General features: G+C 71.4%; 18 protein-coding genes and 2 pseudogenes. 10 read left to right on the top strand and 10 right to left on the bottom strand.

Translation table 11 applies throughout. From position 1 onward, the window contains the following. Positions 1-268: 268 nt before the first annotated feature. Complete coding sequence (locus ACIQM0_RS31745) at positions 269-1,246, top strand: GDSL-type esterase/lipase family protein (protein WP_401293302.1); 978 nt, start codon at positions 269-271, stop codon at positions 1,244-1,246. Between the two features lie 33 nt (positions 1,247-1,279). Beyond that, positions 1,280-1,390 (top strand): annotated as a pseudogene (locus tag ACIQM0_RS31740) (RICIN domain-containing protein); the annotation flags it as partial. A 198-nt stretch (positions 1,391-1,588) separates the two neighbouring features. Here ACIQM0_RS31740 and ACIQM0_RS31735 read toward each other — a convergent pair. The 3 genes and pseudogenes from ACIQM0_RS31735 to ACIQM0_RS31725 all read right to left on the bottom strand — a co-directional run. After that, positions 1,589-1,950 (bottom strand): annotated as a pseudogene (locus ACIQM0_RS31735) (transposase); the annotation flags it as partial. A 906-nt stretch (positions 1,951-2,856) separates the two neighbouring features. Next, complete coding sequence (locus ACIQM0_RS31730) at positions 2,857-4,344, bottom strand: recombinase family protein (RefSeq protein WP_401293299.1); 1,488 nt, start codon at positions 4,342-4,344, stop codon at positions 2,857-2,859. Positions 4,345-4,386: 42 nt separating this feature from the next. Further along, the gene (locus ACIQM0_RS31725; RefSeq protein ID WP_401293296.1) at positions 4,387-5,826 is read right to left on the bottom strand and encodes a dihydrolipoyl dehydrogenase family protein; all 1,440 of its coding nucleotides are present in this window, start codon (positions 5,824-5,826) and stop codon (positions 4,387-4,389) included. A gap of 117 nt (positions 5,827-5,943) precedes the next feature. Here ACIQM0_RS31725 and trxA point away from each other — a divergent pair, with 117 nt between their 5' ends. Continuing rightward, positions 5,944-6,315 (top strand): thioredoxin, encoded by a 372-nt coding sequence (gene trxA, locus ACIQM0_RS31720; RefSeq protein ID WP_393608592.1) that lies wholly within the window; start codon positions 5,944-5,946, stop codon positions 6,313-6,315. 79 nt (positions 6,316-6,394) lie between these two features. Here trxA and ACIQM0_RS31715 read toward each other — a convergent pair whose 3' ends face one another. Together ACIQM0_RS31715 and ACIQM0_RS31710 are read right to left on the bottom strand one after the other, a co-directional pair. Further along, positions 6,395-6,673 carry a hypothetical protein gene (locus tag ACIQM0_RS31715; RefSeq protein WP_401293293.1) on the bottom strand — a complete coding sequence of 93 codons (279 nt, stop codon included), beginning with the start codon at positions 6,671-6,673 and terminating at the stop codon, positions 6,395-6,397. Between the two features lie 58 nt (positions 6,674-6,731). Continuing rightward, the gene (locus ACIQM0_RS31710) at positions 6,732-7,751 is read right to left on the bottom strand and encodes a LacI family DNA-binding transcriptional regulator (protein WP_401293291.1); all 1,020 of its coding nucleotides are present in this window, start codon (positions 7,749-7,751) and stop codon (positions 6,732-6,734) included. A 203-nt stretch (positions 7,752-7,954) separates the two neighbouring features. On the opposite strand from ACIQM0_RS31710, the gene ACIQM0_RS31705 reads away from it, so the two are divergent. Next, positions 7,955-8,422, top strand: coding sequence for a type II toxin-antitoxin system PemK/MazF family toxin (locus tag ACIQM0_RS31705; RefSeq protein WP_401293288.1), 468 nt, complete (start codon positions 7,955-7,957; stop codon positions 8,420-8,422). A 120-nt stretch (positions 8,423-8,542) separates the two neighbouring features. On the opposite strand, the gene ACIQM0_RS31700 is transcribed toward ACIQM0_RS31705, so the two are convergent. Then, positions 8,543-9,385: a TIGR02452 family protein gene (locus ACIQM0_RS31700; protein ID WP_401293286.1), complete on the bottom strand. Its 843-nt coding sequence runs from the start codon at positions 9,383-9,385 to the stop codon at positions 8,543-8,545. Between the two features lie 146 nt (positions 9,386-9,531). On the opposite strand from ACIQM0_RS31700, the gene egtA reads away from it, so the two are divergent. From egtA to egtD, 4 genes are read left to right on the top strand one after another with little or no spacing between them, the layout of a single operon-like run. Next, entirely contained in the window at positions 9,532-10,848 is a 1,317-nt protein-coding gene (gene egtA / locus ACIQM0_RS31695) for an ergothioneine biosynthesis glutamate--cysteine ligase EgtA (protein ID WP_401293284.1), read from the top strand. Next, entirely contained in the window at positions 10,845-12,194 is a 1,350-nt protein-coding gene (gene egtB / locus ACIQM0_RS31690; protein WP_401293281.1) for an ergothioneine biosynthesis protein EgtB, read from the top strand. The genes egtA and egtB overlap by 4 nt, the downstream gene beginning before the upstream one ends. After that, positions 12,194-12,949, top strand: a complete 756-nt coding sequence (gene egtC, locus ACIQM0_RS31685) for an ergothioneine biosynthesis protein EgtC (RefSeq protein WP_401293279.1) — start codon at positions 12,194-12,196, stop codon at positions 12,947-12,949. The genes egtB and egtC overlap by 1 nt, the downstream gene beginning before the upstream one ends. Then, the gene (gene egtD, locus ACIQM0_RS31680; RefSeq protein ID WP_401293276.1) at positions 12,946-13,908 is read left to right on the top strand and encodes an L-histidine N(alpha)-methyltransferase; all 963 of its coding nucleotides are present in this window, start codon (positions 12,946-12,948) and stop codon (positions 13,906-13,908) included. Before egtC ends, egtD begins: the two co-directional genes overlap by 4 nt. Here egtD and ACIQM0_RS31675 read toward each other — a convergent pair. The 3 genes from ACIQM0_RS31675 to ACIQM0_RS31665 all read right to left on the bottom strand — a co-directional run bounded on the left by ACIQM0_RS31675 (position 13,851) and on the right by ACIQM0_RS31665 (position 17,020). Further along, positions 13,851-14,750 carry a lysophospholipid acyltransferase family protein gene (locus tag ACIQM0_RS31675; protein WP_401293273.1) on the bottom strand — a complete coding sequence of 300 codons (900 nt, stop codon included), beginning with the start codon at positions 14,748-14,750 and terminating at the stop codon, positions 13,851-13,853. The two genes, egtD and ACIQM0_RS31675, sit on opposite strands and share 58 nt — an antisense overlap. Further along, positions 14,747-15,580 carry a GNAT family N-acetyltransferase gene (locus ACIQM0_RS31670; protein ID WP_401293271.1) on the bottom strand — a complete coding sequence of 278 codons (834 nt, stop codon included), beginning with the start codon at positions 15,578-15,580 and terminating at the stop codon, positions 14,747-14,749. The genes ACIQM0_RS31675 and ACIQM0_RS31670 overlap by 4 nt, the downstream gene beginning before the upstream one ends. A 183-nt stretch (positions 15,581-15,763) precedes the next feature. Next, the gene (locus tag ACIQM0_RS31665) at positions 15,764-17,020 is read right to left on the bottom strand and encodes an extracellular solute-binding protein (RefSeq protein ID WP_401293269.1); all 1,257 of its coding nucleotides are present in this window, start codon (positions 17,018-17,020) and stop codon (positions 15,764-15,766) included. A gap of 200 nt (positions 17,021-17,220) precedes the next feature. Between ACIQM0_RS31665 and ACIQM0_RS31660 the strand changes: the two genes are divergently transcribed. Continuing rightward, the gene (locus tag ACIQM0_RS31660; RefSeq protein ID WP_401293266.1) at positions 17,221-17,436 is read left to right on the top strand and encodes a dodecin; all 216 of its coding nucleotides are present in this window, start codon (positions 17,221-17,223) and stop codon (positions 17,434-17,436) included. A 42-nt stretch (positions 17,437-17,478) separates the two neighbouring features. Here ACIQM0_RS31660 and ACIQM0_RS31655 read toward each other — a convergent pair whose 3' ends face one another. Continuing rightward, entirely contained in the window at positions 17,479-17,967 is a 489-nt protein-coding gene (locus tag ACIQM0_RS31655; RefSeq protein ID WP_401293263.1) for a hypothetical protein, read from the bottom strand. A gap of 196 nt (positions 17,968-18,163) precedes the next feature. Between ACIQM0_RS31655 and ACIQM0_RS31650 the strand changes: the two genes are divergently transcribed. Then, on the top strand, positions 18,164-20,611 hold the full coding sequence (locus tag ACIQM0_RS31650; RefSeq protein ID WP_401293260.1) for an ABC transporter: 2,448 nt from the start codon (positions 18,164-18,166) through the stop codon (positions 20,609-20,611). Positions 20,612-20,830 lie beyond the last annotated feature (219 nt).

Below are 20,830 nucleotides of genomic sequence, written 5' to 3'. Positions count from 1 at the left end.
CCGCCGAAAACCCCCACCACGCCCCCCCCCTCGGCCCGGGGCCCTCCGCCGGCGGCCCCAACCGGGGGTGCAACCACCCGACCTGCCAACCCCGGGGGGGGGGGGGGGGGGGGGCCCCCGCCCCCCACGCCTCCGACAGCTGACGTGGGCCGGGGTGACCGCCGCAAGGTCGACGCACGCCCCGGCCCTCGTACCCACCACGGAATCCGGCGGAGCGCGGGCACCGCGGTGCCTCCTCCCGCACCGCCCCACCCGGAAAGGAAGCGACATGAGGTACCTCAGAGCCGGCCTTCTCACAGGGATGGTCATCGCGTTCGGATCATGTATGGCGCTGCCCGCGACCGCGGTCGGCACCACGGCGGCCCCTGCCGCCGCAGCGACGCCCACCGCCCTGCGGGTGATGCCGTTGGGCGACTCGATCACCTGGGGCATCGGCAGCCCGTCGGGCAACAGCTACCGCGGCTACCTGTGGAACCGGTTGGCGGCCGAGGGGCACTCGTTGGACTTCGTCGGTTCGGGCCGCAACGGCCCGATGTCCGACCCGGACAACGAAGGCCACTCCGGCTGGCGGATCGACCAGATCGCCGGCATCGCGGACTCGGTGCTGGCCACCTACCGGCCCAACGTCATCACGCTGGAGATCGGCACCAACGACCTGAACGGAAACTACGAGGTCCCCACTGCCCCCGACCGGATGCACGCGCTGATCGACCGGATCACCCGGGCCGCCCCCGACGCGACCGTGCTGGTCGGCACGGTGATCCGTTCCAACAGCGCCAACGAGGAGGCTGTCCGGCCCGCCTTCAACGCGGCGCTGCCCGCAATCGTGCAGGCCGAGCAGGCCGCTGGCAAGCACGTGCGACTGGTCGACATGAGCGCCGTCACGACCGCGGATCTGTCCGACGCCCTGCACCCCAACGACAACGGCTTCAGCAAGATGGCCGACGCCTTCGACGCCGGTATCCAGGCGGCCGACTCCGCCGGCTGGCTCCACGAGCCGGTGGCCGTCGGGCCGGTCCGCTCCGGCGTAGTCGACAAGTGCCTGGACGTCAAGGGCGCCAGCGGTGCCAACGGCACCCCGGCCCAGATCTGGAGCTGTAACCGCAGCACCGCGCAGTCGTGGACGACTCCCGCCGACGGCACGCTGCGCGCCCTCGGCAAGTGTCTGGACGTCACCGGCGGCGGCGTCGCGAACGGCACCAGGATCGAGATCTGGGACTGCAACGGCGGCACCAACCAGCAGTGACAGCCCTTCAACGGCGGCTATCGCAATCCCGTCTCCGGTCGATGCCTGGACGACCCCGCCGCCTCGACCACCGACGGCACCCAACTAGTGCTCTGGGACTGCAACGGCAGCGCGAACCAGCGGTGGTCCACGCCGGGCGCCTGACGGTCCGCGGCAGGGCCGGAGCCCGGCCCCTGTACTCCTCACCGTGCAGTCCGCGCGAGGCGATGCCCGCGTCGAGGTGTTCCGTGTGCGGCGAGCAGCTCTGCAGGAGGTGGAACAGGTGCAGGTGCCGTCGTACCTGGTCGTGTGGGCGGTGCCGGGGCGGGGCCGGGCGGGGTGGCCGGAACGCCCGCGCGCTTCCAGGTCATCGACGCTGCGGGTGGAAACGCCGTGAACGTAGGCTTCCATGATCACGCGTAGAGGGCCTGGTCGATGCGGCACCGGCGCTCTAGCAGGCTCGGGAAGAAGCTACCGGCCCGCAGTTTCGGGATCGCCAGCTCCAGGTCACCGGCCTGCGTGGTCACCGTCTTGCCTCGGTGCCCGCTGCGGTAGCCGGTCCGCGTGGTCGTCTGCTCGTTCCGCTCCGCACCGATCTGCACGGTGGCCTCGGCCTCAATCAGCTCCTGCAACAGCAGCTCGGCGACTTCACGCACGAGTTCAAGACCATCTGCCGAACGCAGTGACTCCAGCAGGCGAAGAAGGTCATGCTGGGACAAGGCCACCGTGTACTCCCTTGGGCCGAACTGCCCGTTCAACCACAACAGTTACACGGTGTCCGCCCTCGTTCTCAGGGAGCATTCGCAGGCAGTCGACGCACACAATGGCTCAGAACAGGCGCACATCCCCGCCAAGATCGGCTACACCCCTCCAAGGGACGACATCCCGGCGGCACGTTGCGGTGACGGTCCCCCCTCCGGGCGGCCGAGGATCGCAGCTCCAGCGCAGCGCCGGGCCAGAACTCCAGGGTAGGTGATGGCGGTGACCCGACGCCCCTGAGACGAAGATCGCCTACGGGGCAAGCCAACGCTGACCGGCTCAGGGCGGGCCGCCAACGGCCCTCCACGGCGCCTCTGATGCAGCGATCAACAGTGAATACGAAAGGAGCCCGGTAAACAGGATGCGTGACTTGGGGTTTCCGAGGAATCCCTGCCGCATCGAACCAACGACCTACGCATTACAAGACCGTGAGCGATCATGTTGTCTCGTGGTTCGCGATGCCGCGCTATCGCGTTTTGCCTGATCAGAATGGGTGCGTGGACCCGGCCTGTCCTTCGTCATGCTGCACAGCCCAAAGGCGTCCGTCCACCGGCTGTCCACCGGCGTCAGCCAATACCCCGCGTGCAGTGACCGCCTTGACCGGCCCTCTGGTTGGCAGCCCACGCAACGGGGCCCAGGAACTAGCCTTTGTCGTACTTCGACAGTCTCCCTCATAGGCCCACCTCGCCGCAGGGCTATCCACCATGTTCAGCGACTCGGATCTCCGGAATACCTGAGTCGCCCGATCGATTGGTGCTCGTGCAGGGATCATGGGAGGAGTCGTACTGGTGGCCGAGCTGATGTTGTTCCGGCGGGACGCGAACGGGCGGGACGTCGAGCTGCCCAGCTCGACGGTGGCGCTGGAGGTGGAGCTACAGCGGCGGGTCGAGGCCGGGATGGAGCAGATGCTCGGCATCCGGTTCCTGGCGTCGGAGTACCTCCCGCCGAGCCTGTACGTCAGGCGCCTTCTGCCACCGCCCCTCGACGGTCTCTCCAGTAGGCCTCGTCACCATGCCGGCCGGCCGGACAGGTTCCAGTCGCAGCTTGTCCAACTCGCGCCCCATGTCGGCGTACCGGGTGCGGAACCACTCCGCGTCGTCCGGGGCATCGAAGAGGCCGGCCTCTCGGTCGGACCGCAATCGGCGGCGTGCAGCCTCGACCTCGGCGATCCGCTCCGAGAAGCCGTCCCCGGCGTCGAAGACCGTTTCCATGATCATTCCATGCCCGTACTCGCTGAGGAACCAGTTCTCGACGAGCTCCTCAAGATGCCGAACCGCGAAGGAGGGAGCTGGACGGCAGTCCTTCGCGCTCCGCTTTCCGAGGACTCGATCGTTGCAGTAGTACGTCGATACCCTCTGCGATGGGGCGCCATTGGTCTTGAGTCGCCCGTGACACTGCCCGCAGAAGGCCAAGCCCGCAAGCAAGTAACCAGGGGTGCGGACGCGCGCGCCCCCGGGATGGCTGTCTCCGCGTTGCTTGATCACACGGCGTAGAGCCTCATGCGTAGCACGGTCCCAGAGCGGCTCTGCTATTCGTACGGGGTGCCCGTCGGACCCGATGACGGGCCGGTTCTTGTGCATCAGGTACCCGAGAGCTGCCTCGGACCTGAGGATGTCGCGAACCCCTGATGACATCCAGGGCGCACCGGTCGCCGGTCGGCCGTACATGACGGCGCGGTGGTCGGAGGGCGACAGTTCACCGGCGCGGGTCAGCCTCGCCGCCTCGGAAGACGGGGTGACGTTCTCCGGGTCAGCGAGGATGCGTCGCGCGACGTTTCGGATCACCGAGGCGGCGTGCTCGTGCAGTACCACGTGGTCCACGGCTCCGGTGGGCACCAGGCGGACGTAGCGGTAGCCATAGGAGGGCTTTGCCTTGACGCGTCCCGCCGCGCGTGCCTTCACCGCCGCGTCGCGGTTGCGACGCTGGATGGCACGCAGCTCCATCTGAGCGCCCCAGGCTTCCATGGTGAAGCGGTTCTCGTCGTTCGGGTCGTCGAGATTCCAGGGCCCGTCGTGCCCGTACGTGAGAAGGGCCAGCCCGGTGTCGCGCATCATGTAGCCGGTGTTGAGGCAGTCCACGAGATTGCGTCCCAGGCGGTCCACCGCGGCACCCGCGATGCCGTTGTACGGACCCCGCTCACCCCGCAACCACGGCCCCAGCCTGGGCCGCGTCATCGGATCGGTAGCACCCGACACTTCCCAGTCGTCCGCCCACGCGATGACATGCCCGCCCGCAGCCTTGACTGTAGCGAGCACGTCATCACGCTGACGCTCGGGGGAGGAAGTTGAAGCTGACATCTGGGAGAGACGACGGACGCCGATGTAGCAACGTCCGCAACCGTCGTAGGCACGTTCGATCACTCTCTCCGCCATACCACACATGCATACCTCCGCCGTCTAGCTTTAACGGCGGTACGTCTCCAGGAGCCGCAGCCAGATCTCGCTGATCGTCGGGTAGGCGGGGACCGCGTGCCAGAGGCGCTCGATCGGGACCTCCGCCACGATCGCGACGGTCGCCGAGTGCAGCAGCTCGCCGATGCCGGGGCCCACGAAGGTGACGCCGAGCAGGATCTCCCGGTCGAGGTCGACGATCATGCGGGCACGGCCCCGGTAGCCGTCCGCGTACAGACCGGAGCCCGCCACCGCCGCGAGGTCGTGGTCGACGGCCCGGACCCGGTGGCCCGCCCGCTCCGCCTCGGCAAGAGTGAGGCCGACCGATGCGGCCTCCGGGTCGGTGAAGACGACCTGGGGAACGGCGACGTGATCGGCGGTGGCCGCGTGGGCGCCCCAGCGGTCCGTCTCCGGCAGCGGGACGCCTTCGGCGCGGGCGGCGATCGCCGCCCCGGCGATGCGGGCCTGGTACTTGCCCTGGTGGGTCAGGAGCGCCCGGTGGTTGACGTCACCGACGGCATAGAGCCAGCCGGTGCCCTCGACCCGGCAGCTGTCGTCCACGGTGAGCCACGAGCCGGGCTTCAGGTGCACCGTCTCCAGCCCCAGGTCGTCGGTGCGCGGGGCGCGGCCGGTGGCGAAGAGGATCTCGTCGGCCTCGATGCTCTCGCCGTTGTCCAGTTCGACGGTGACGGGTCCGTCCGGGGCCGGGCGCCGTACGGAGGTGGCCGAGACGCCGAACCGGACATCGGCCCCGGCGTCGGTCAGCGCGTCCGCGATCAGCTCACCGGCGAACGGCTCCATCCGGGGCAGCAACCCCGTACCGCGGACCAGCACGGTGACCTCGGCGCCCAGGGCGCCCCACACGGTGGCCATCTCCACACCGACCACTCCGCCGCCGACGACGACGAGCCGGCCGGGCACCTCCTTGGCGCTGGTCGCCTCACGGCTCGTCCAGGGACGGGCGTCGGCGACTCCGGGCAGGTCGGGTACCACGGCCCGGCTGCCTGTGCAGACGGCGACGGCGTGCCGGGCGGTGAGCCGGTGTTCCGTGCCGTCGGGTGCCGTGACGGAGACCGCCTTCGTCCCGGTCAGCCGGCCGGTCCCCCGGTAGATGTCCGCGCCGATGTTCTCCAGCCAGGCGACCTGCCCGTCGTCCTTCCAGTGCGAGGCGTACGCGTCCCGGTGGGCGAGGACGGCCGCGGTGTCCAGCGGGCCCTGCACGGAGCCGCTGAGGCCGGGGACGCGGCGGGCGTCGGCGCGGGCGACGACCGGGCGCAGCAGGGCTTTGCTCGGCATACAGGCCCAGTACGAACACTCACCACCGATGAGCTCGGACTCCACGATCGCGGTGCTCAGCCCGGCGGACCGGGCCCGGTCCGCCACGTTCTCACCCACCGGACCTGCACCGATGACCACGACGTCGTACTCGACTGGCTCCACAGCATGTGTCATGAGGACCATTTTGGTCGTGGGTGTGCGCGGCGGCCACATGGGCAGGCGGAATAGTGAAAGCACAGGCACCGTTGTCCGGGGACACGTCCGCACGGGCACAGGAAGAGGTAGCAGAGCATGAGCACCGTAGAGCTCACCAAGGAAAACTTCGATCAGGTCGTCAGCGAGAACGAGTTCGTCCTGATCGACTTCTGGGCTTCCTGGTGCGGCCCGTGCCGGCAGTTCGCGCCGGTCTACGACTCGGCGTCCGAGCGCCACGCGGACCTGGTCTTCGCGAAGGTCGACACGGAGGCGCAGCAGGAGCTGGCCGCGGCCTTCGAGATCCGGTCGATCCCGACGCTCATGATCGTCCGTGACAACGTGGCGGTCTTCTCGCAGCCGGGCGCGCTGCCCGAGGCCGCGCTGGAGGATGTCATCGGCCAGGCCCGGAAGCTGGACATGGACGAGGTCCGCAAGTCCATCGAGGACGAGCAGAAGGAACAGAAGTAGGCGTCCCGCGGACGCGCGGGAAGCACATCGGGGTCCGGCCGTTGACGGCCGGACCCCGATGCCTTGCCGCGGGGCGGCCTCAGCCGTCCGTGTGCTTCTCCGAGATCCGGACCGAGAGTCCGTAGTCGATTTCCGAGCCGTCGACCAGGAGTGCCTCGACGGTGTGCGTCGCCGGGTCGATGTCCGCCACCATGCCTTCGCCGGCGTAGCGGGGGTAGCCGGTCTCGCCCGTCGCACCGGTCGCGTCCACTACCGCGGACCGGATGGCCTGCCCGACGCCGGAGGTGCCGACGTCGGCGCCCTCGCTGTCGGTGAACTCGGGGACCAGCAGGATCTCGTAACTCTGCGGATGGCTCATGGTCATGACGCTAGGCACGGGAGGTCCGCGGCGCACGTTGCCGCGCTGGCGGGCCGGTTCAGCTCGATTCCCGGTGGACGGCCCGTGCGCGCAGCAGGTCGTGCCGCTCGGGTTCCTTCCCTGGGTGCCGCACCAGGCGGTCGACCAGGTCGGCGAGCGGCTGCACCGTGTCCAGTTCCATCCGTACGCTGCTGAGCCTGGGCCTCAGCAGCCTCCCCAGCATCAGGTCCTCCGCGCCCACCACGGCGGTTTCCGCGGGGACCTCGATGCCCGTGTCCTGCAGTGCCCGCATCAGGAGCATCGCGTAGTTGTCGTCGTAGGCGAAGACGGCGTCCAGGCCGAGTCCGCGCCAGCGGGCGGCGAGCGCGGCGGCCGATTCCTCGTCGTGGCGCAGCGGCAGCGGTTCGATCCGGGCCGCGCCGTCGGCGGCCTGCCGGGCGCCGGCGAGTCTGGGTTCGGCGAACAGCGCGAGGCCCGGTTCCTGGGGCATCACCACGCCGATGCGGCGCCGGCCGCGCTCCAGCAGATGGCGGACCGCGCAGCCGCCGACCCTGCGCTGGTCCATGATCAGGGCGTGGGTGCCCGCCACCGGCTGCGGTCCGAGTGTGATCACCGCCTTGGCGCCGGAGCGCCGCAGTACGGCTGTGCCCTGCGGCGCGAGGGGGACGGAACCGGGCACGATGACGGCGACGGGCCGGAGCTCGGCCCAGGCGCGGGCCGCGTCGTCGGCGTCGAGTCCGAGGGAGCCGTACTGGACCACGGTGTAGTCGAGGCGGCGCAGTCCGGATTCCAGCTCGTGCAGGAAGCGCTGGTGCAGTGGCCCGGAGGGGAAGTTCCCGGTGGGCAGCAGCACCATGCGGGAGTGTCCGGCGCGCAGGCTCCGGGCGGCCGCGTGCGGTACGTAGCCGAGTTCGGCAGCCGCTTCCCGCACCCGGCGGCGGGTGGGATCACTGATCCGTACGGCCGCGTTGTTGTTCAGTACGTACGACACGGTGGCCCGGGAGACCCCGGCGAGCCGTGCCACGTCGGCGCTGGTCGGGACGGGGCCTTCGGCGGGCTGCTCGGGTAACTGAATCATCGCGTCGGGCAGTCTTGCAGACCTGTTCGGTACGGGTACGCTCCGGCCCCCGTGCGGCCCGGTGCGGGCCTCGGCCCGAGGTGTGCGCCGGGCCGTACGGCCCGGTGTGGTCCGCTCGGGTGCCGGTCGGCCGGATGCCGTCCGGCGGCCCGTTTCGCGGACCCGCTCCACGCGTGGGGCCGTGCAGGTTCTACGGTGTTGCGATGACCATCCAGCACCGCAGCGACATCAACGACGGCTCGACCGACTTCCCCGGCCGCAGTGGTCCGGGCGCCACTTCCCAGGCCGACCCGCACGACGTGGGCCCTGTCCGCGCCTCGTACGCCCCCAACCGGGACGGCGATCCCGACCCAGGCGAAATCGTCTGGACGTGGGTGCCGTTCGAGGAGAACGACGGGCGGGGCAAGGACCGCCCCGTCCTCGTCGTGGCACGTGAGGGGGCGGGCACCCTGCTCGCCGTACAGCTCTCCAGCAAGCAGCACGACCAGGACCGCGAGTGGGTGGCGCTGGGCGCCGGGCCCTGGGACAGCTCGGGGCGCCCGTCCTGGGTCGATCTGGACCGGGTGCTGCGGGTGCACGAGGACGGGATGCGGCGTGAGGCGTGTGCCCTGGACCGGGACAGGTTCGGCCTGGTCGCCGATCGGCTGCGGGAGCTCTACGGCTGGAAGTGACGGCCTTCCGCGGCCCGTCGCGTCCATGGGTGCCCCCGTGCGACCGTGCCGGGCCGCTCAGGCCGCCCCCAACGGCCCAGGCCGGCCGGGGCGGCTGACGCCGAAGCCTATGGCTCAACCTCAGGGTGAGGGTTGAGCCGCTTTCCCGAACGCGCGATCGAATGCGGCCCTCGTGGGCGAATCGCCGTCGCGGTCGAGAATGCCGAAGGCGAGCTGCTCGAAGTGGCCCGCGAACCGGCCGCCGTCGGTGAGCAGCGTGCGGAACACGCCCGCCACCTCCACCGGATCGTTCTGGAACACACCGCAGCCCCAGGCGCCCAGCACCAGCCTGCGGTATCCGCGCACCGCAGCGACCTCCAGCACCCGTTCGGCGCGCGAGGCGAGCGCGGCGGCGACGAGGTGCGCGGAGCCGGGGGCGGTGCGGCGGATCACCCCGGCGTTGGGGGCGGGCGAGGTGAGGAATCCGGCCGTGTACGGGGTGTCGAGCAGTCGGCCGCGATCGTCGCGGAAGACCGGCACGCCCGGTGAGTGAATGACCCGGTCGGTGTAGAAGGCGCTGCGTTCGGCGCGGTGGTGCGCGTAGTACTCCGGAGCCCGCCGCAGGGTGGCGTAGAGCGCGGAGCCGCGGCACAGGGCCTCCTCCTGCGCCTGGGCCCCGTTGAGGTACCCGCCACCGGGGTTGCGGGCCGAGGCGTAGTTCAGGACGGCGACCTTGCCCGGCCGTTCGCCCGTCATCCGGGCGGCCGCCCGCAGGCTGCTCTCGCCGGTCACCTCGATGACCGGGGTGCGGTCGCGGTCCAGCGACGCGACCGGAACCGGCTCGGGGCCGTACAGCCTGGTGCCCGAGAGGGCGGCTGCCAGTGCCCGTTCGATGCTCACCTCACGCCCCTGCGGCGTGCGGTAGAAGCCCGCCTCGACGATGGACTCGGTCTCTCGCGCGATGCCGCGCAGCCGGGCGCTCACCGACCCTCCCCCTTATGGTGCATACGGGGCATGATCGACGTCCCCGCGGCTCGGACGCAACCGAATTTCCGACACACAGGGGCACTCTTGTGTGAAGTCCCGGCAGGGGTTTGGGTAGGACGGACGCACCGGAAAGGAGGCCCGGCATGTCACCCGACGCACCCGGCGGCCACGGTCCGCCCGATCACGGCCCGCCCCTCGACGAGGGCGAGGCGGAGGATCTGCTGCGCGGCATCTGCTTCAAGACGGGGCCGCCGCGCATCGTGGGAGTGGAGCTCGAATGGCTCCTGCACGACCGCGACCATCCACGCGCGCCCGTCCCGCACCACCGTCTCGAAGCGGCCGCGGCGGCCGTCCGGGCACTGTCCCTGAACGCAGCCGTCACCTTCGAACCCGGCGGCCAGCTGGAGCTCAGCTCGCACCCCGCCGATTCCCTCATGGCGTGCGTCAATGACACCGCCGACGACCTCGTGGCCGTACGTGCCGCGCTCGACCGGCTGGATCTCGCTCCGGTCGGACTCGGCGTCGATCCCTGGCAATCGCCGCGCAGACTGCTGCGCGAACCCCGCTACGACGCCATGGAGGCCTCGCTCGACCGGTGGGGACCGGCCGGCCGCGCCATGATGTGCACGACCGCGTCCGTCCAGGTCTGCCTGGACGCCGGTGAGGAGGAGCCCGGTCCGCTCGGTTACGGGCGGCGCTGGCAGCTGGCCCATCTGCTGGGTGCGGTGCTGGTGGCGGCGTTCGCCAACTCGCCTTTCCAACAGGGCAGGCCGACGCCGTGGCGGTCGACGCGTCAGTCCCTGTGGGCCGCCCTCGACCCGCATCGCACGCTCGCCCCCGCCGGTCAGCTGCCGCCCCGCGACGCCTGGGCCTCGCACGTCCTCGACACGCCGGTCATGTGCATCCGTGGCGAGGCGGGTCCGTGGCCCGTGCCCGAGGGGCTCAGCCTCCGCGACTGGATCCGCTCCGGGGTGCCGCGGCGCCCCGTCCTGGCCGATCTCGAGTACCACGTCACCACGCTGTTCCCGCCGGCCCGTCCGCGCGGACACCTGGAGCTGCGCATGATCGACGCGCAGTCCGGTGACGACGGGTGGCTGGTGCCGCTCGCGGTCACCACCGCCCTGTTCGACGACCCGGAGGCCGCCGAGACCGTGTACCGCACCGTCAAGCCGCTGGCCGAGACCGCGGGGCCGCTGGCCGCTCCGCGCAATCCGCTCTGGCTCGCCGCCGCCCGTGACGGACTGACCCATCCCGAACTGGGGGCCGCGGCAGCCGTGTGCTTCGAGCTGGCCCTGGAGGCGCTGCCCCGGATGGGCGCGACGCGGGCGGTGCAGGACGCGGTGGCGGATTTCCACGACCGCTACGTCACACGCGGCCGATGTCCCGCCGACGATCTCCGGGCGCTGCTCGCACCGGACCGGGCGGACGGCCGGTACGACCCGAAGGGGACCCCCTCATGACCGACTCCCCCGCACCTTCACCGGACGCGACGCGGAGCCCGGACGCACCGGACGCCGAAGCGCTCCGTGAGCGCGCTGTCGCCGCGCTGCTCGCCGCGCGTGAACGCACCACGCTCCTCACCGACAGCGTGGACGACCACGAACTCACCGCCCAGCATTCACCGTTGATGTCACCGCTGGTCTGGGACCTCGCACACATCGGCAATCAGGAAGAGCTGTGGCTGCTGCGCGACGTCGGCGGGCGGGAGGCGATGCGGCCGGACATCGACGGACTGTACGACGCCTTCGAGCACCCCCGCGCCAGCCGCCCGTCGCTGCCGCTGCTGGCCCCCGCCGAGGCCCGGTCGTACGCCGCCGAGGTACGCGGCCGGGCCCTGGACGTGCTGGGCTCCGCACCGCTCGGCGGCCGCCCGCTGCTGCGGTCCGGATTCGCCTTCGGGATGATCGCGCAGCACGAACAGCAGCACGACGAGACCATGCTGATCACTCATCAGCTGCGATCCGGGCCCGCAGTGCTCAGCGCCCCGGAGCCGCCCCGGGCCACCGACGCGGCCACTCTCCCGGCCGAAGTACCGGTCCCGGGCGGCCCGTTCACCATGGGCACCTCGACCGAGCCATGGGCGCTCGACAACGAACGCCCCGCGCACCGGCGCGAGGTGCCCGGATTCCTCATCGACACGGCTCCGGTCACCTGCGGCGCGTACCGGGCGTTCATCGACGACGGCGGCTATACCGAGCAGCGCTGGTGGGCTCCCGAGGGGTGGGCGATGGTCCGTGAGCACGAGCTGGCGGCTCCCCTGTTCTGGCACCGGGACGCCGGCCAGTGGCTGCGCCGCCGCTTCGGCGTGACCGAGCCGGTGCAGGCGGACGAGCCGGTGCTGCATGTCAGCTGGTACGAGGCGGACGCGTACGCGCGTTGGGCCGGACGCAGGCTTCCCACCGAGGCCGAGTGGGAGAAGGCGGCCCGCCACGACCCGGCTGCAGGTCGCTCCCGGCGCTATCCGTGGGGCGACGAGGACCCGACGCCGGAGCGCGCCAACCTGGGCCAGCGCCATCTGCGGCCCGCCCCCGCCGGGGCGTACGCCGCCGGGCGGTCGCCGTCCGGCGCGGGGCAGTTGATCGGCGATGTGTGGGAGTGGACGTCGAGCGACTTCCTGCCCTACCCGGGCTTCGCGCCGTTCCCGTACCGCGAGTACTCGGAGGTGTTCTTCGGCCCCGGGCACAAGGTGCTGCGCGGTGGGTCGTTCGCGGTGGACGCGGTGGCCTGCCGGGGTACGTTCCGCAACTGGGACCTGCCGGTCCGGCGGCAGATCTTCTCGGGATTCCGCACCGCGAGGGACGCCTGATGTGCCGTCACATCGCCTACCTGGGGCCGCCGGTGCCCCTGGGCGAGGTGCTGACGCAACCCGCGCACTCGCTGGTTCGCCAGTCCTGGGAGCCGCGTCGGCAGCGGCACGGGACCGTCAACGCGGACGGCTTCGGCGTCGGCTGGTACGCGGACGGGGACCCGGTCCCCGGACGCTACCGCCGGCCGGGACCCGTCTGGGGCGACCGGACCTTCGCCGATCTCGCCCGAGTGGTGCGCAGCCGTGCCGTGCTCGCCGCGGTCCGCGATGCCACGGAGTTCGATCCGGACGGCGAGGCCGCGGCCGCGCCGTTCGCCGAGGGCGCGGTGCTCTTCAGCCACAACGGGGTGGTGAAGGGCTGGCCCGGATCCATGGCGCCGCTCGCGGCGACGCTGCCCGCGGCCGAACTGCTGAGGCTCACGGCCCGCTGCGACTCGGCCCTGATCTGGGCCCTCGTGCAGCACCGGCTCGCGGCGGGCGACGCGCTCCCGCAGGCCGTGTCCGACACCGTGCTGGAGGTCGCCGAGGCGGCGCCCGGTTCCCGGCTCAACCTGCTGCTCACGGACGGCTCCACCATCGTGGCAACGGCCTGGGGCGACAGCCTGTGGCACCTGTCCGAGCCCGGCCGGCACGTGGCCGTGGCCTCGGAGCCCTACGACGACGATCCGCGCTGGCGCGAGGTCCCCGACCGCACTCTGCTGACGGCGACCCACTCCGATGTTCTGCTGACCCCGCTCAAGGAGCCCACCGAGTGAGTCCCTTTCTGCTGACCCGCACCCTGCCGGTGGACGCGACGGACGCGGCACTGCGCGCCGATGTGCTGCACGGCCTGACCCGGCAGCCGAAGACGCTGCCGCCCAAGTGGTTCTACGACGCCCGCGGCAGCGAGCTGTTCGAGGAGATCACCCGGCTGCCCGAGTACTACCCGACGCGTGCCGAGCGGGAGATCCTGATCGACCGGGCGGACGCGATCGCCACCGCGTCAGGCGCCCGGACCCTGGTGGAACTGGGCTCTGGCTCCTCGGAGAAGACCCGGCACCTGCTGGACGCCCTGCCCCGGCTGCACACCTATGTGCCGGTCGACGTGAGCGAGAGCGCGCTGCGCGGGGCGGCAGAGGCGCTGCTGAAGGAGCGGCCCGGCCTGTCCGTGCACGCGCTCATCGCCGACTTCACCGGCGCGCTGTCGCTGCCAAAGACGCCGGGGCCGCGGCTGGTCGCGTTCCTGGGCGGCACCATCGGCAATCTGCTGCCGCAGGAGCGGGCCGCGTTCCTGGCGTCGGTACGGTCGCTGCTCTCCCCCGGTGACAGCCTGCTGCTCGGCACGGATCTGGTGAAGGACGAGGAGGTGCTGGTGGCGGCGTACGACGACGCCGCGGGGGTGACGGCGGCGTTCAACCGGAACGTGCTGTCGGTCGTCGACCGGGAGCTGGGTGCGGACTTCGAGCCCGCCGACTTCGAGCACGTGGCCCGGTGGAATCCCGCGCGGGAGTGGATCGAGATGCGGCTGCGGGCCCGGCGGGATCTCACCGTGAAGATTCCGGAACTGGATCTGGTGGTGCCGTTCGAGGCGGGTGAGGAGCTGCGGACCGAGGTGTCGGCGAAGTTCCGCGAGGAGGGCGTACGGGACGAACTCGGCCGGGCCGGACTGCGGCTGGCTCAGTGGTGGACCGATGCGGCGGGCAGGTTCGCGCTGTCGCTCGCCACGGTGGACTGAGCGAGCCGGGCCAGCGCGCGGCGGCCGGTACGGCTGTCCGCCGGGATCTGCGGCAGCACGCGGATCTCGGCGGTCAGGCCGGCCGCCGTCACCACCCGCCACAGCGAGGCGGTCAGCGGGTCGTCGCCGACGAACGCGGCGGCGCCCGCCGGGGCACGGTCCTCCGGCGGTCCGGCGCGGTAGCGGATGCGCAGCGGCTGGACCGCGGCCCCGGCATCGATCGCGGCCTGGAACGCGGCGGGCCGGAACCGGCCGCCCGGCCCGCGGCCGCACCACGTGCTGCCCTCCGGGAAGACGACGACCCGTGACCCGCCCCGCAGCGCCGAGGCGACGGCGCGCACGGTGGCGGGCAGCGCGCGCAGCCGCTCGCGCTCGACGAACAGGGTGCCGCCGAGCGCCGCCAGCGGGCCGAGCAGCGGCCAGTGCCGGATGTCCCCCTTGGCCAGCATCCGGCCGGGGCACACGGACGCGACCAGCGGGATGTCCAGCCACGAGACATGGTTCGCGACGACGAGCACGCCCCGGCCGCCCCCGTACACGGCCCGGGAACGGCCGGGCGCACCCCGCACGGCCGGACGCCCGCTGCGGGCGGCCGGCGGGCCGATGACGCGGACCCGCACCCCGAACGCCCGCACCACCCCGTACGCCCAGCACCGGATCAGCCGCTCCCGCGGGCCCCTGCCGAGCAGTGGCAGCACGAGCGGGGCGCACAGCGCCCCGGCGAGGGTCAGGGCGCATCCGGCCAGCAGCAGGGCCGCCGCCGGGACCGGATGCCGGGACGGGCCCCCGTGACCGGCGCAGCCGGCCGGGGTGCAGGGGGAGGCGGGCAGCCAGTGGCTCACTGCTGCGGGGCGAGCGAGAGGAAGTGGCGCAGATAGCGCGGGTCGGTGCCGCGCAGCGACAGCAGGACGTACAGATCGGCGACGTTGAATTCGGGGTCGTGGGCGGGCGCCCCGCAGATCCGGGCGCCGAGGCGCAGGTAGCCGCGCAGCAGGGGCGGGAGCGCGGAGAGTCCGCCGGGGCCGCCCGGGAGCGCGGCCGGGGCCTGCCAGAGGCGGTGCGGGGAGACCCAGTAGTCCTCGGGCGCGAGGTGCTTGTTCCGTACGGTCTCCCAGGCGCGGGCTGCCGCCGCGCCGCCGTCGGAGAGGGGTATCGAGCAGCAGCCGGCCAGCCAGTTGTGTCCGCTGCGTTCCATGTAGCGGGCCAGGCCGGCCCAGATCAGGGCGATGACCGCGCCGTCGCGGTGGGCCGGGTGGACGCAGGAGCGGCCGACCTCGACCAGGTCGTCGCGGATCGGGGCGAGCCGGGCGAGGTCGAACTCGCCCTCCGCGTAGAGGCGTCCGGCGATCCGGGCCCGCTCGGGCGGCAGGAGTCGGTAGGTGGCGACGACGTCGCCGGTGGCCGCCTCCCGGACCAGGAGGTGGTCGCAGTACGCGTCGAACGCGTCGCTGTCCAGCCCCGGTTCCGGGCCCTCCAGCCGGGCGCCGAACTCGGCGGCGAAGACCTGGTGGCGCAGGCGCTGGGCGGCGCGCACCTCCGCCTGGTCCGCGGCGAGGGAGACCCGGTAGCGCGGCGGGGCGGTGGACCGTGCCGTCTGCCGCGCCGGGAGGGGCGGGACGGCGGCGAGAGGGACGGCGGAGGGGGCGGGGGAAGTGGTGGGCAGCGCATGCATGACGGTCTCCGGGGACGGGTCGGCAAGGGCGGCTGCCGGGCCGCCGCACTGCTGCGGCGGCCCGGCTCCTTAACTTCTTCCGTGACCGGCTGGATTCGACGTGACCGCCATGGAGAGCCGGGATGTGCGACGGCTGAATCCCACGGTGCGCGCCGTGCCGTCGCCCGGCGGCCGACCGCGCGGTCAGCTGCCCGTGAGCGCCGCCGTGATCTTCTCCGAGGCGGTCTTCGCCTCCTTCGCCGGGTCGCCGCCCTGCAGGACGGCCGTCATGTAGAGCTTGATCGGGTTGTCGGCCTCAACCGCCGCCCACTGCGCCGAGTTGGGGGTGGCGTGGCCCTGGGCGGCTCCCTCGGCCATCGCGGCGGTGCTCTCCTCGCCCTCGATGACATGGGCCAGGGTGGTCTTGTTGGGCACGTAGCTCATGGTCTTGGCCAGCTCCTCCTGCCACTTGGCGCCGGCGAGTTCCTTGATCACGTCGATGCCGGTGGTCCGCTGGTGCGCCTTCTCGGGAACGATCAGATCGGATCCGCCGGTGAATACGGAACCGGGAGTCTTCGAGGTCTTGCCCGGGATCGGGAAGTAGCCGAGTTTTCCCTTGAGTTCGGGATTCGTCTTCTCGATCAGCGTCGCGGTGCTGGGGGTGGAAATGATCTGTGCGACATTCCCCTGGGCGAACACATTGCCCTGTGAGGGCTTTTCCTCGTCCGCGTCCTTGGGCCCGTCACCGAGCGCCTGGAGTTCCTGGTAGAACTCCATGCCCTTGAGAGCCGCCGCGCTGTTGAGGGCGCCCTGCCAGTCGCCGCCCTTCTCGTTCGCGAGTTCACCGCCCTCGTCCCAGATGAACCCGGCGAGTACGTACCAGTTCTGGCCCGGAAGATACATGCCCTGATTGCCGTCGTGGTTCAGCTTCTCGCTGTCCGCGAGCCACTGCGCGCGCGTCTTCGGCGGAGAGGTGATGCCCGCCTCCTTGAAGAGGTCCTTGTTGTAGATCACCACACGGTTGGCCGCGTACCAGGGGATTCCGTACTGGACGCCGCCGATGCTGCCCGGCTCGGCGAGACCGGGCAGCCAGTCCTCGCTGCCGAGGTCACGCATCGATTCCAGGGTGAGATCGCGCAGGCCGCCGCTCTCCGCGTACTGGGCGACCTGGGTGTTGCCGACCTCGATGACATCGGGGGTGTCCTTGCCGCCGAGGGCGTCGATGACCTTCGGCCCGATGCCACTCCAGCTCTGAATCTTGAACTCCAGTTCGACCGACGAGTGCGCCTCTTCGTACGACTTCTTGAAGCGGTCCAGGAAGCCGGGCGTAACGCTGTCCTTCATCAGCCAGATCGTGACTTTCTTGCTGCCCGAGCCACCCGAACCCGGGATCACACCGCACCCACCCAGCGCGGCAACGGATATCAGGGCAACAGCTCCTACGAGCATGCGGTTCTTCACGGGGTCACCTTCTGCGAAACGGCACGACAAAATCAGGACCCGGTGTGGGGGACTGCGGGCTGCGCTCGCACGGGCGTGGCTGGATTTTGGTATGGACCAATACATTGGTCAAGGGCGGTTCCGGACGGACGACCGCCCCGCGAACTCTCGCGAACCCCGCCAAGGTGGGGCACCTTGGTAGAGGCGAGAGGAGACATAAGATGTCAAACCATACGTATCGCGTCACGGAGATCGTAGGAACCTCCCATGAGGGCATCGACGCGGCAATCCGCAACGGGGTCGCAAGGGCTTCGGAAACGTTGCACAATCTCGACTGGTTCGAGATCACGCAGGTGCGTGGCCAGCTCAAGGATGGCCAGATCGAGCACTATCAGGTCGGCCTGAAGGTCGGCTTCCGGCTCGACGACAAGGACTGACGGCAAGGGCCGACGACAAGGACCACGGGGCCCGGCCGGGTGTCAGGTACGCCCTTCGCGCTGCTGCGCGTCCCTCAGCGCGGGCGACACCTGCGTCCAGCGGGCGCGCACCACGGTGAACCCGGCCAGCTCCGCCGCGTCGCAGACCAGCTCGTCGTCGTCGACCAGCATCCGCACCTCACGCTCCCGGCCCAGCCGCTCAAGAATCTCCAGTTTCGTCCGGCGGGCCGGCCGGCGGTCGTCGTTGCGCCGCATCCACAGGCGCCCCTCCGGCAGGCCGTGCCGGGCCAGCCAGGCCACGGTGTCCTTGCGGCAGCGTTCGGGCCGGCCGGTGAGATAGGTGACCTCGCATTCCCCGGCGCTGCTCAGTGCCAGCCGTACGCCCTCGGCGAGCGGGGGATCGTCCACGGCGGCGGAGAAGAAGCCGGCCCAGTCGCGCCGCGCCCCCTCCAGGAAGTGCTGACGGTGGGCGGTGTCCGCGAGCGTGCCGTCCAGGTCGAATACGGCCCAAGGCCGGGTGTGGTCTCTCATGGGCCCAGCAAACCAAGGCGGCGGGGTCGGCGGCGAACCGGCACGGACCCTTGACCCGATCGGACCGTTGAGCCGATCGGCCTCGGAGGGCCCGGCGGCGCGCCGACACCTAGAATCGGACTGTTTGTCCCAACCGCCCCGCCAGCCTGCCCGTCGGCCCGCACGCCCGTCCCGAACCGTATGGAGCCCCGCCCCCATGCCCACCCCCCACGATCCGTACGTCAGGGTCCGCGGCGCCCGCGAGCACAATCTCCAGGACGTCCGGGTCGACATCCCGCGCGACACCCTCACCGTCTTCACCGGTGTCTCCGGCTCCGGAAAGTCCTCGCTGGCCTTCGGGACGATCTACGCGGAGGCCCAGCGCCGCTACTTCGAGTCCGTCGCCCCGTACGCCCGGCGGCTCATCCACCAGGTCGGCGCACCCGCGGTGGACGAGATCACCGGGCTGCCGCCGGCCGTCTCGCTGGAGCAGCGCAGGTCGGCGCCCGGCGCGCGGTCGTCCGTGGGGACGGTGACCACACTGTCCAACTCGCTGCGGATGCTCTTCTCCCGGGCCGGGACGTATCCGGCGGGCGCGGAGCGCCTGGACTCCGACGCGTTCTCACCGAACACCGCCGCGGGGGCCTGTCCGCGGTGCCACGGTCTGGGCCGGGTCCACCGCACCAGCGAGGAACTGCTCGTACCCGATCCCTCGCTGTCGATCAGGGAGGGCGCGATCGCCGCCTGGCCCGGGGCGTGGCAGGGCAAGAACCTGCGGGACGTGCTGGACGCGCTCGGCCACGATGTCGACCGGCCGTGGCGTGAGCTGTCCCCGGCCGACCGGGAGTGGATCCTGTTCACCGACGAACAGCCGGTGGTGACCGTCCATCCCGTGCGCGACGCGGGCCGGATCCAACGCCCTTACCAGGGTACGTACATGAGCGCGCGTCGCTATGTGATGCATACGTTCGCCGACTCCAGGAGCCGGGCCCTGCGGGCGAAGGCCGAGCGTTTTCTGACCAGTGAGCCGTGTCCGGTCTGCGACGGCGGCCGGCTGCGTCCCGAGGCCATGGCCGTCACCTTCGCCGGCCGTACGATCGCGGAGCTGGCGGGGCTCCCGCTGACCGGGCTCGCGGAGGTGCTGTCGGCGGCCGACGGCGGCGACACCGCCCGGGTCCTGACGGCCGATCTGCTGGCCCGGATCGAGCCGGTCACCGAACTGGGCCTCGGCTACCTCAGCCTGGACCGGACGGCTCCGACGCTCTCCTCCGGCGAGCTGCAACGGCTGCGGCTGGCCACGCAGTTGCGATCAGGGCTCTTCGGTGTCGTCTACGTCCTGGACGAGCCGTCCGCCGGTCTGCACCCGGCGGACACCGAGTCGCTGCTCGCGGTACTGGGCCGGCTGAAGGAGGCCGGGAACACGGTCTTCGTCGTGGAGCACCAGATGGATGTGGTGCGGCGGGCCGACTGGCTGGTCGACGTGGGGCCACTGGCCGGTGAGCACGGCGGGCGGGTGCTGCACAGCGGTCCGCCGGCCGGGCTCGCCGACGTCGAGGAGTCGGCGACGCGGCGCTTCCTCTTCGACGACGCGCCCGTTCCGGCGCGCGAGGTGCGCACGCCTTCCGGGTGGCTGCGGCTGCACGGTGTGGAGCGGCACAACGTGCGCGGCGTCGACGCCGCCTTCCCGCTCGGGGTGTTCACCGCCGTCACGGGAGTCTCGGGCTCGGGCAAGTCGACGCTGGTGGGGCAGGTGCTGGCGGATGTCCTGGCCGACCGGCGGGCCCCGGCCGAGGCGGAGCAGGCCCAGGAGCCGTCCCGGGAACGGCACCGGGAGCGGCCCGCGGCCGGATGGGCCTCGGCCGAGGGGCTGGAGGCGGTGGACCGCCTCGTCCAGGTCGACCAGAGGCCCATCGGACGTACCCCCCGTTCCAACCTGGCCACGTACACCGGTCTCTTCGACGTCGTGCGCAAGCTGTTCGCCGCCACCGGTACGGCGGTCGAGCGCGGCTACCGGGCCGGGCGGTTCTCCTTCAACGTGGCGGGCGGGCGGTGCGAGACCTGCCAGGGTGAGGGGTTCGTCTCCGTGGAACTGCTGTTCCTGCCCAGTACGTACGCGCCCTGCCCGGACTGCCACGGCGCGCGGTACAACCCGCAGACCCTCGAAGTCACCCTGCGCGGGCTGAACATCGCCCAGGTGCTGGATCTCACGGTGGAGTCGGCGGCCGGTTTCTTCGCCGGCACACCCGCCGCCGAACGCAGCCTGCGGACCCTGCTCGACGTGGGGCTCGGCTATCTGCGGCTCGGGCAGCCGGCGACGGAGCTGTCCGGCGGCGAGGCGCAGCGGATCAAGCTGGCCGCGGAGCTGCAACGAGCCCGCCGGGGCCACACCCTCTATCTGCTCGACGAGCCGACGACCGGGCTGCATCCGGCCGATGTCGAGGTGCTGATGCGGCAGTTGCACGGGCTGGTCGACGCGGGCAGCACCGTGGTGGTCGTCGAGCACGACATGGCCGTGGTCGCGGGAGCCGACTGGGTGATCGACCTCGGTCCCGGCGGCGGCGACCGGGGCGGCCGGATCGTGGCGACGGGGACGCCCGCGGAGGTGGCTCGGGCGGTGGAGAGCCGGACGGCGGCTTACCTCCGGACATCGCTTCACCTCGCCTGACCGTTCTTTTCTCCCCAACTCCCCTATTTGCCCTGCAGGTTGCCGGTTCGGGCAAGCAAAGAGAAATGAAACAGTAAAGAACGTTGACAGTTAGCTGGTCCAGACCAATTATGGGCATGCCTCACGGCCGTACCTGCCGTGTGGTACGTGACCTCCCGGCCGGGATTCACAGGAACGGGCCGCGCCCCTCACCGGGTGCGGCAGAGCCGTGCGATCCGC

It is taken from the genome of Streptomyces sp. NPDC091387 (genome assembly GCF_044756945.1).
Classification (GTDB): domain Bacteria; phylum Actinomycetota; class Actinomycetes; order Streptomycetales; family Streptomycetaceae; genus Streptomyces.
Note: the sequence above shows the minus strand (reverse complement) of the source record. Positions and strands in the feature narration are given on the sequence as shown.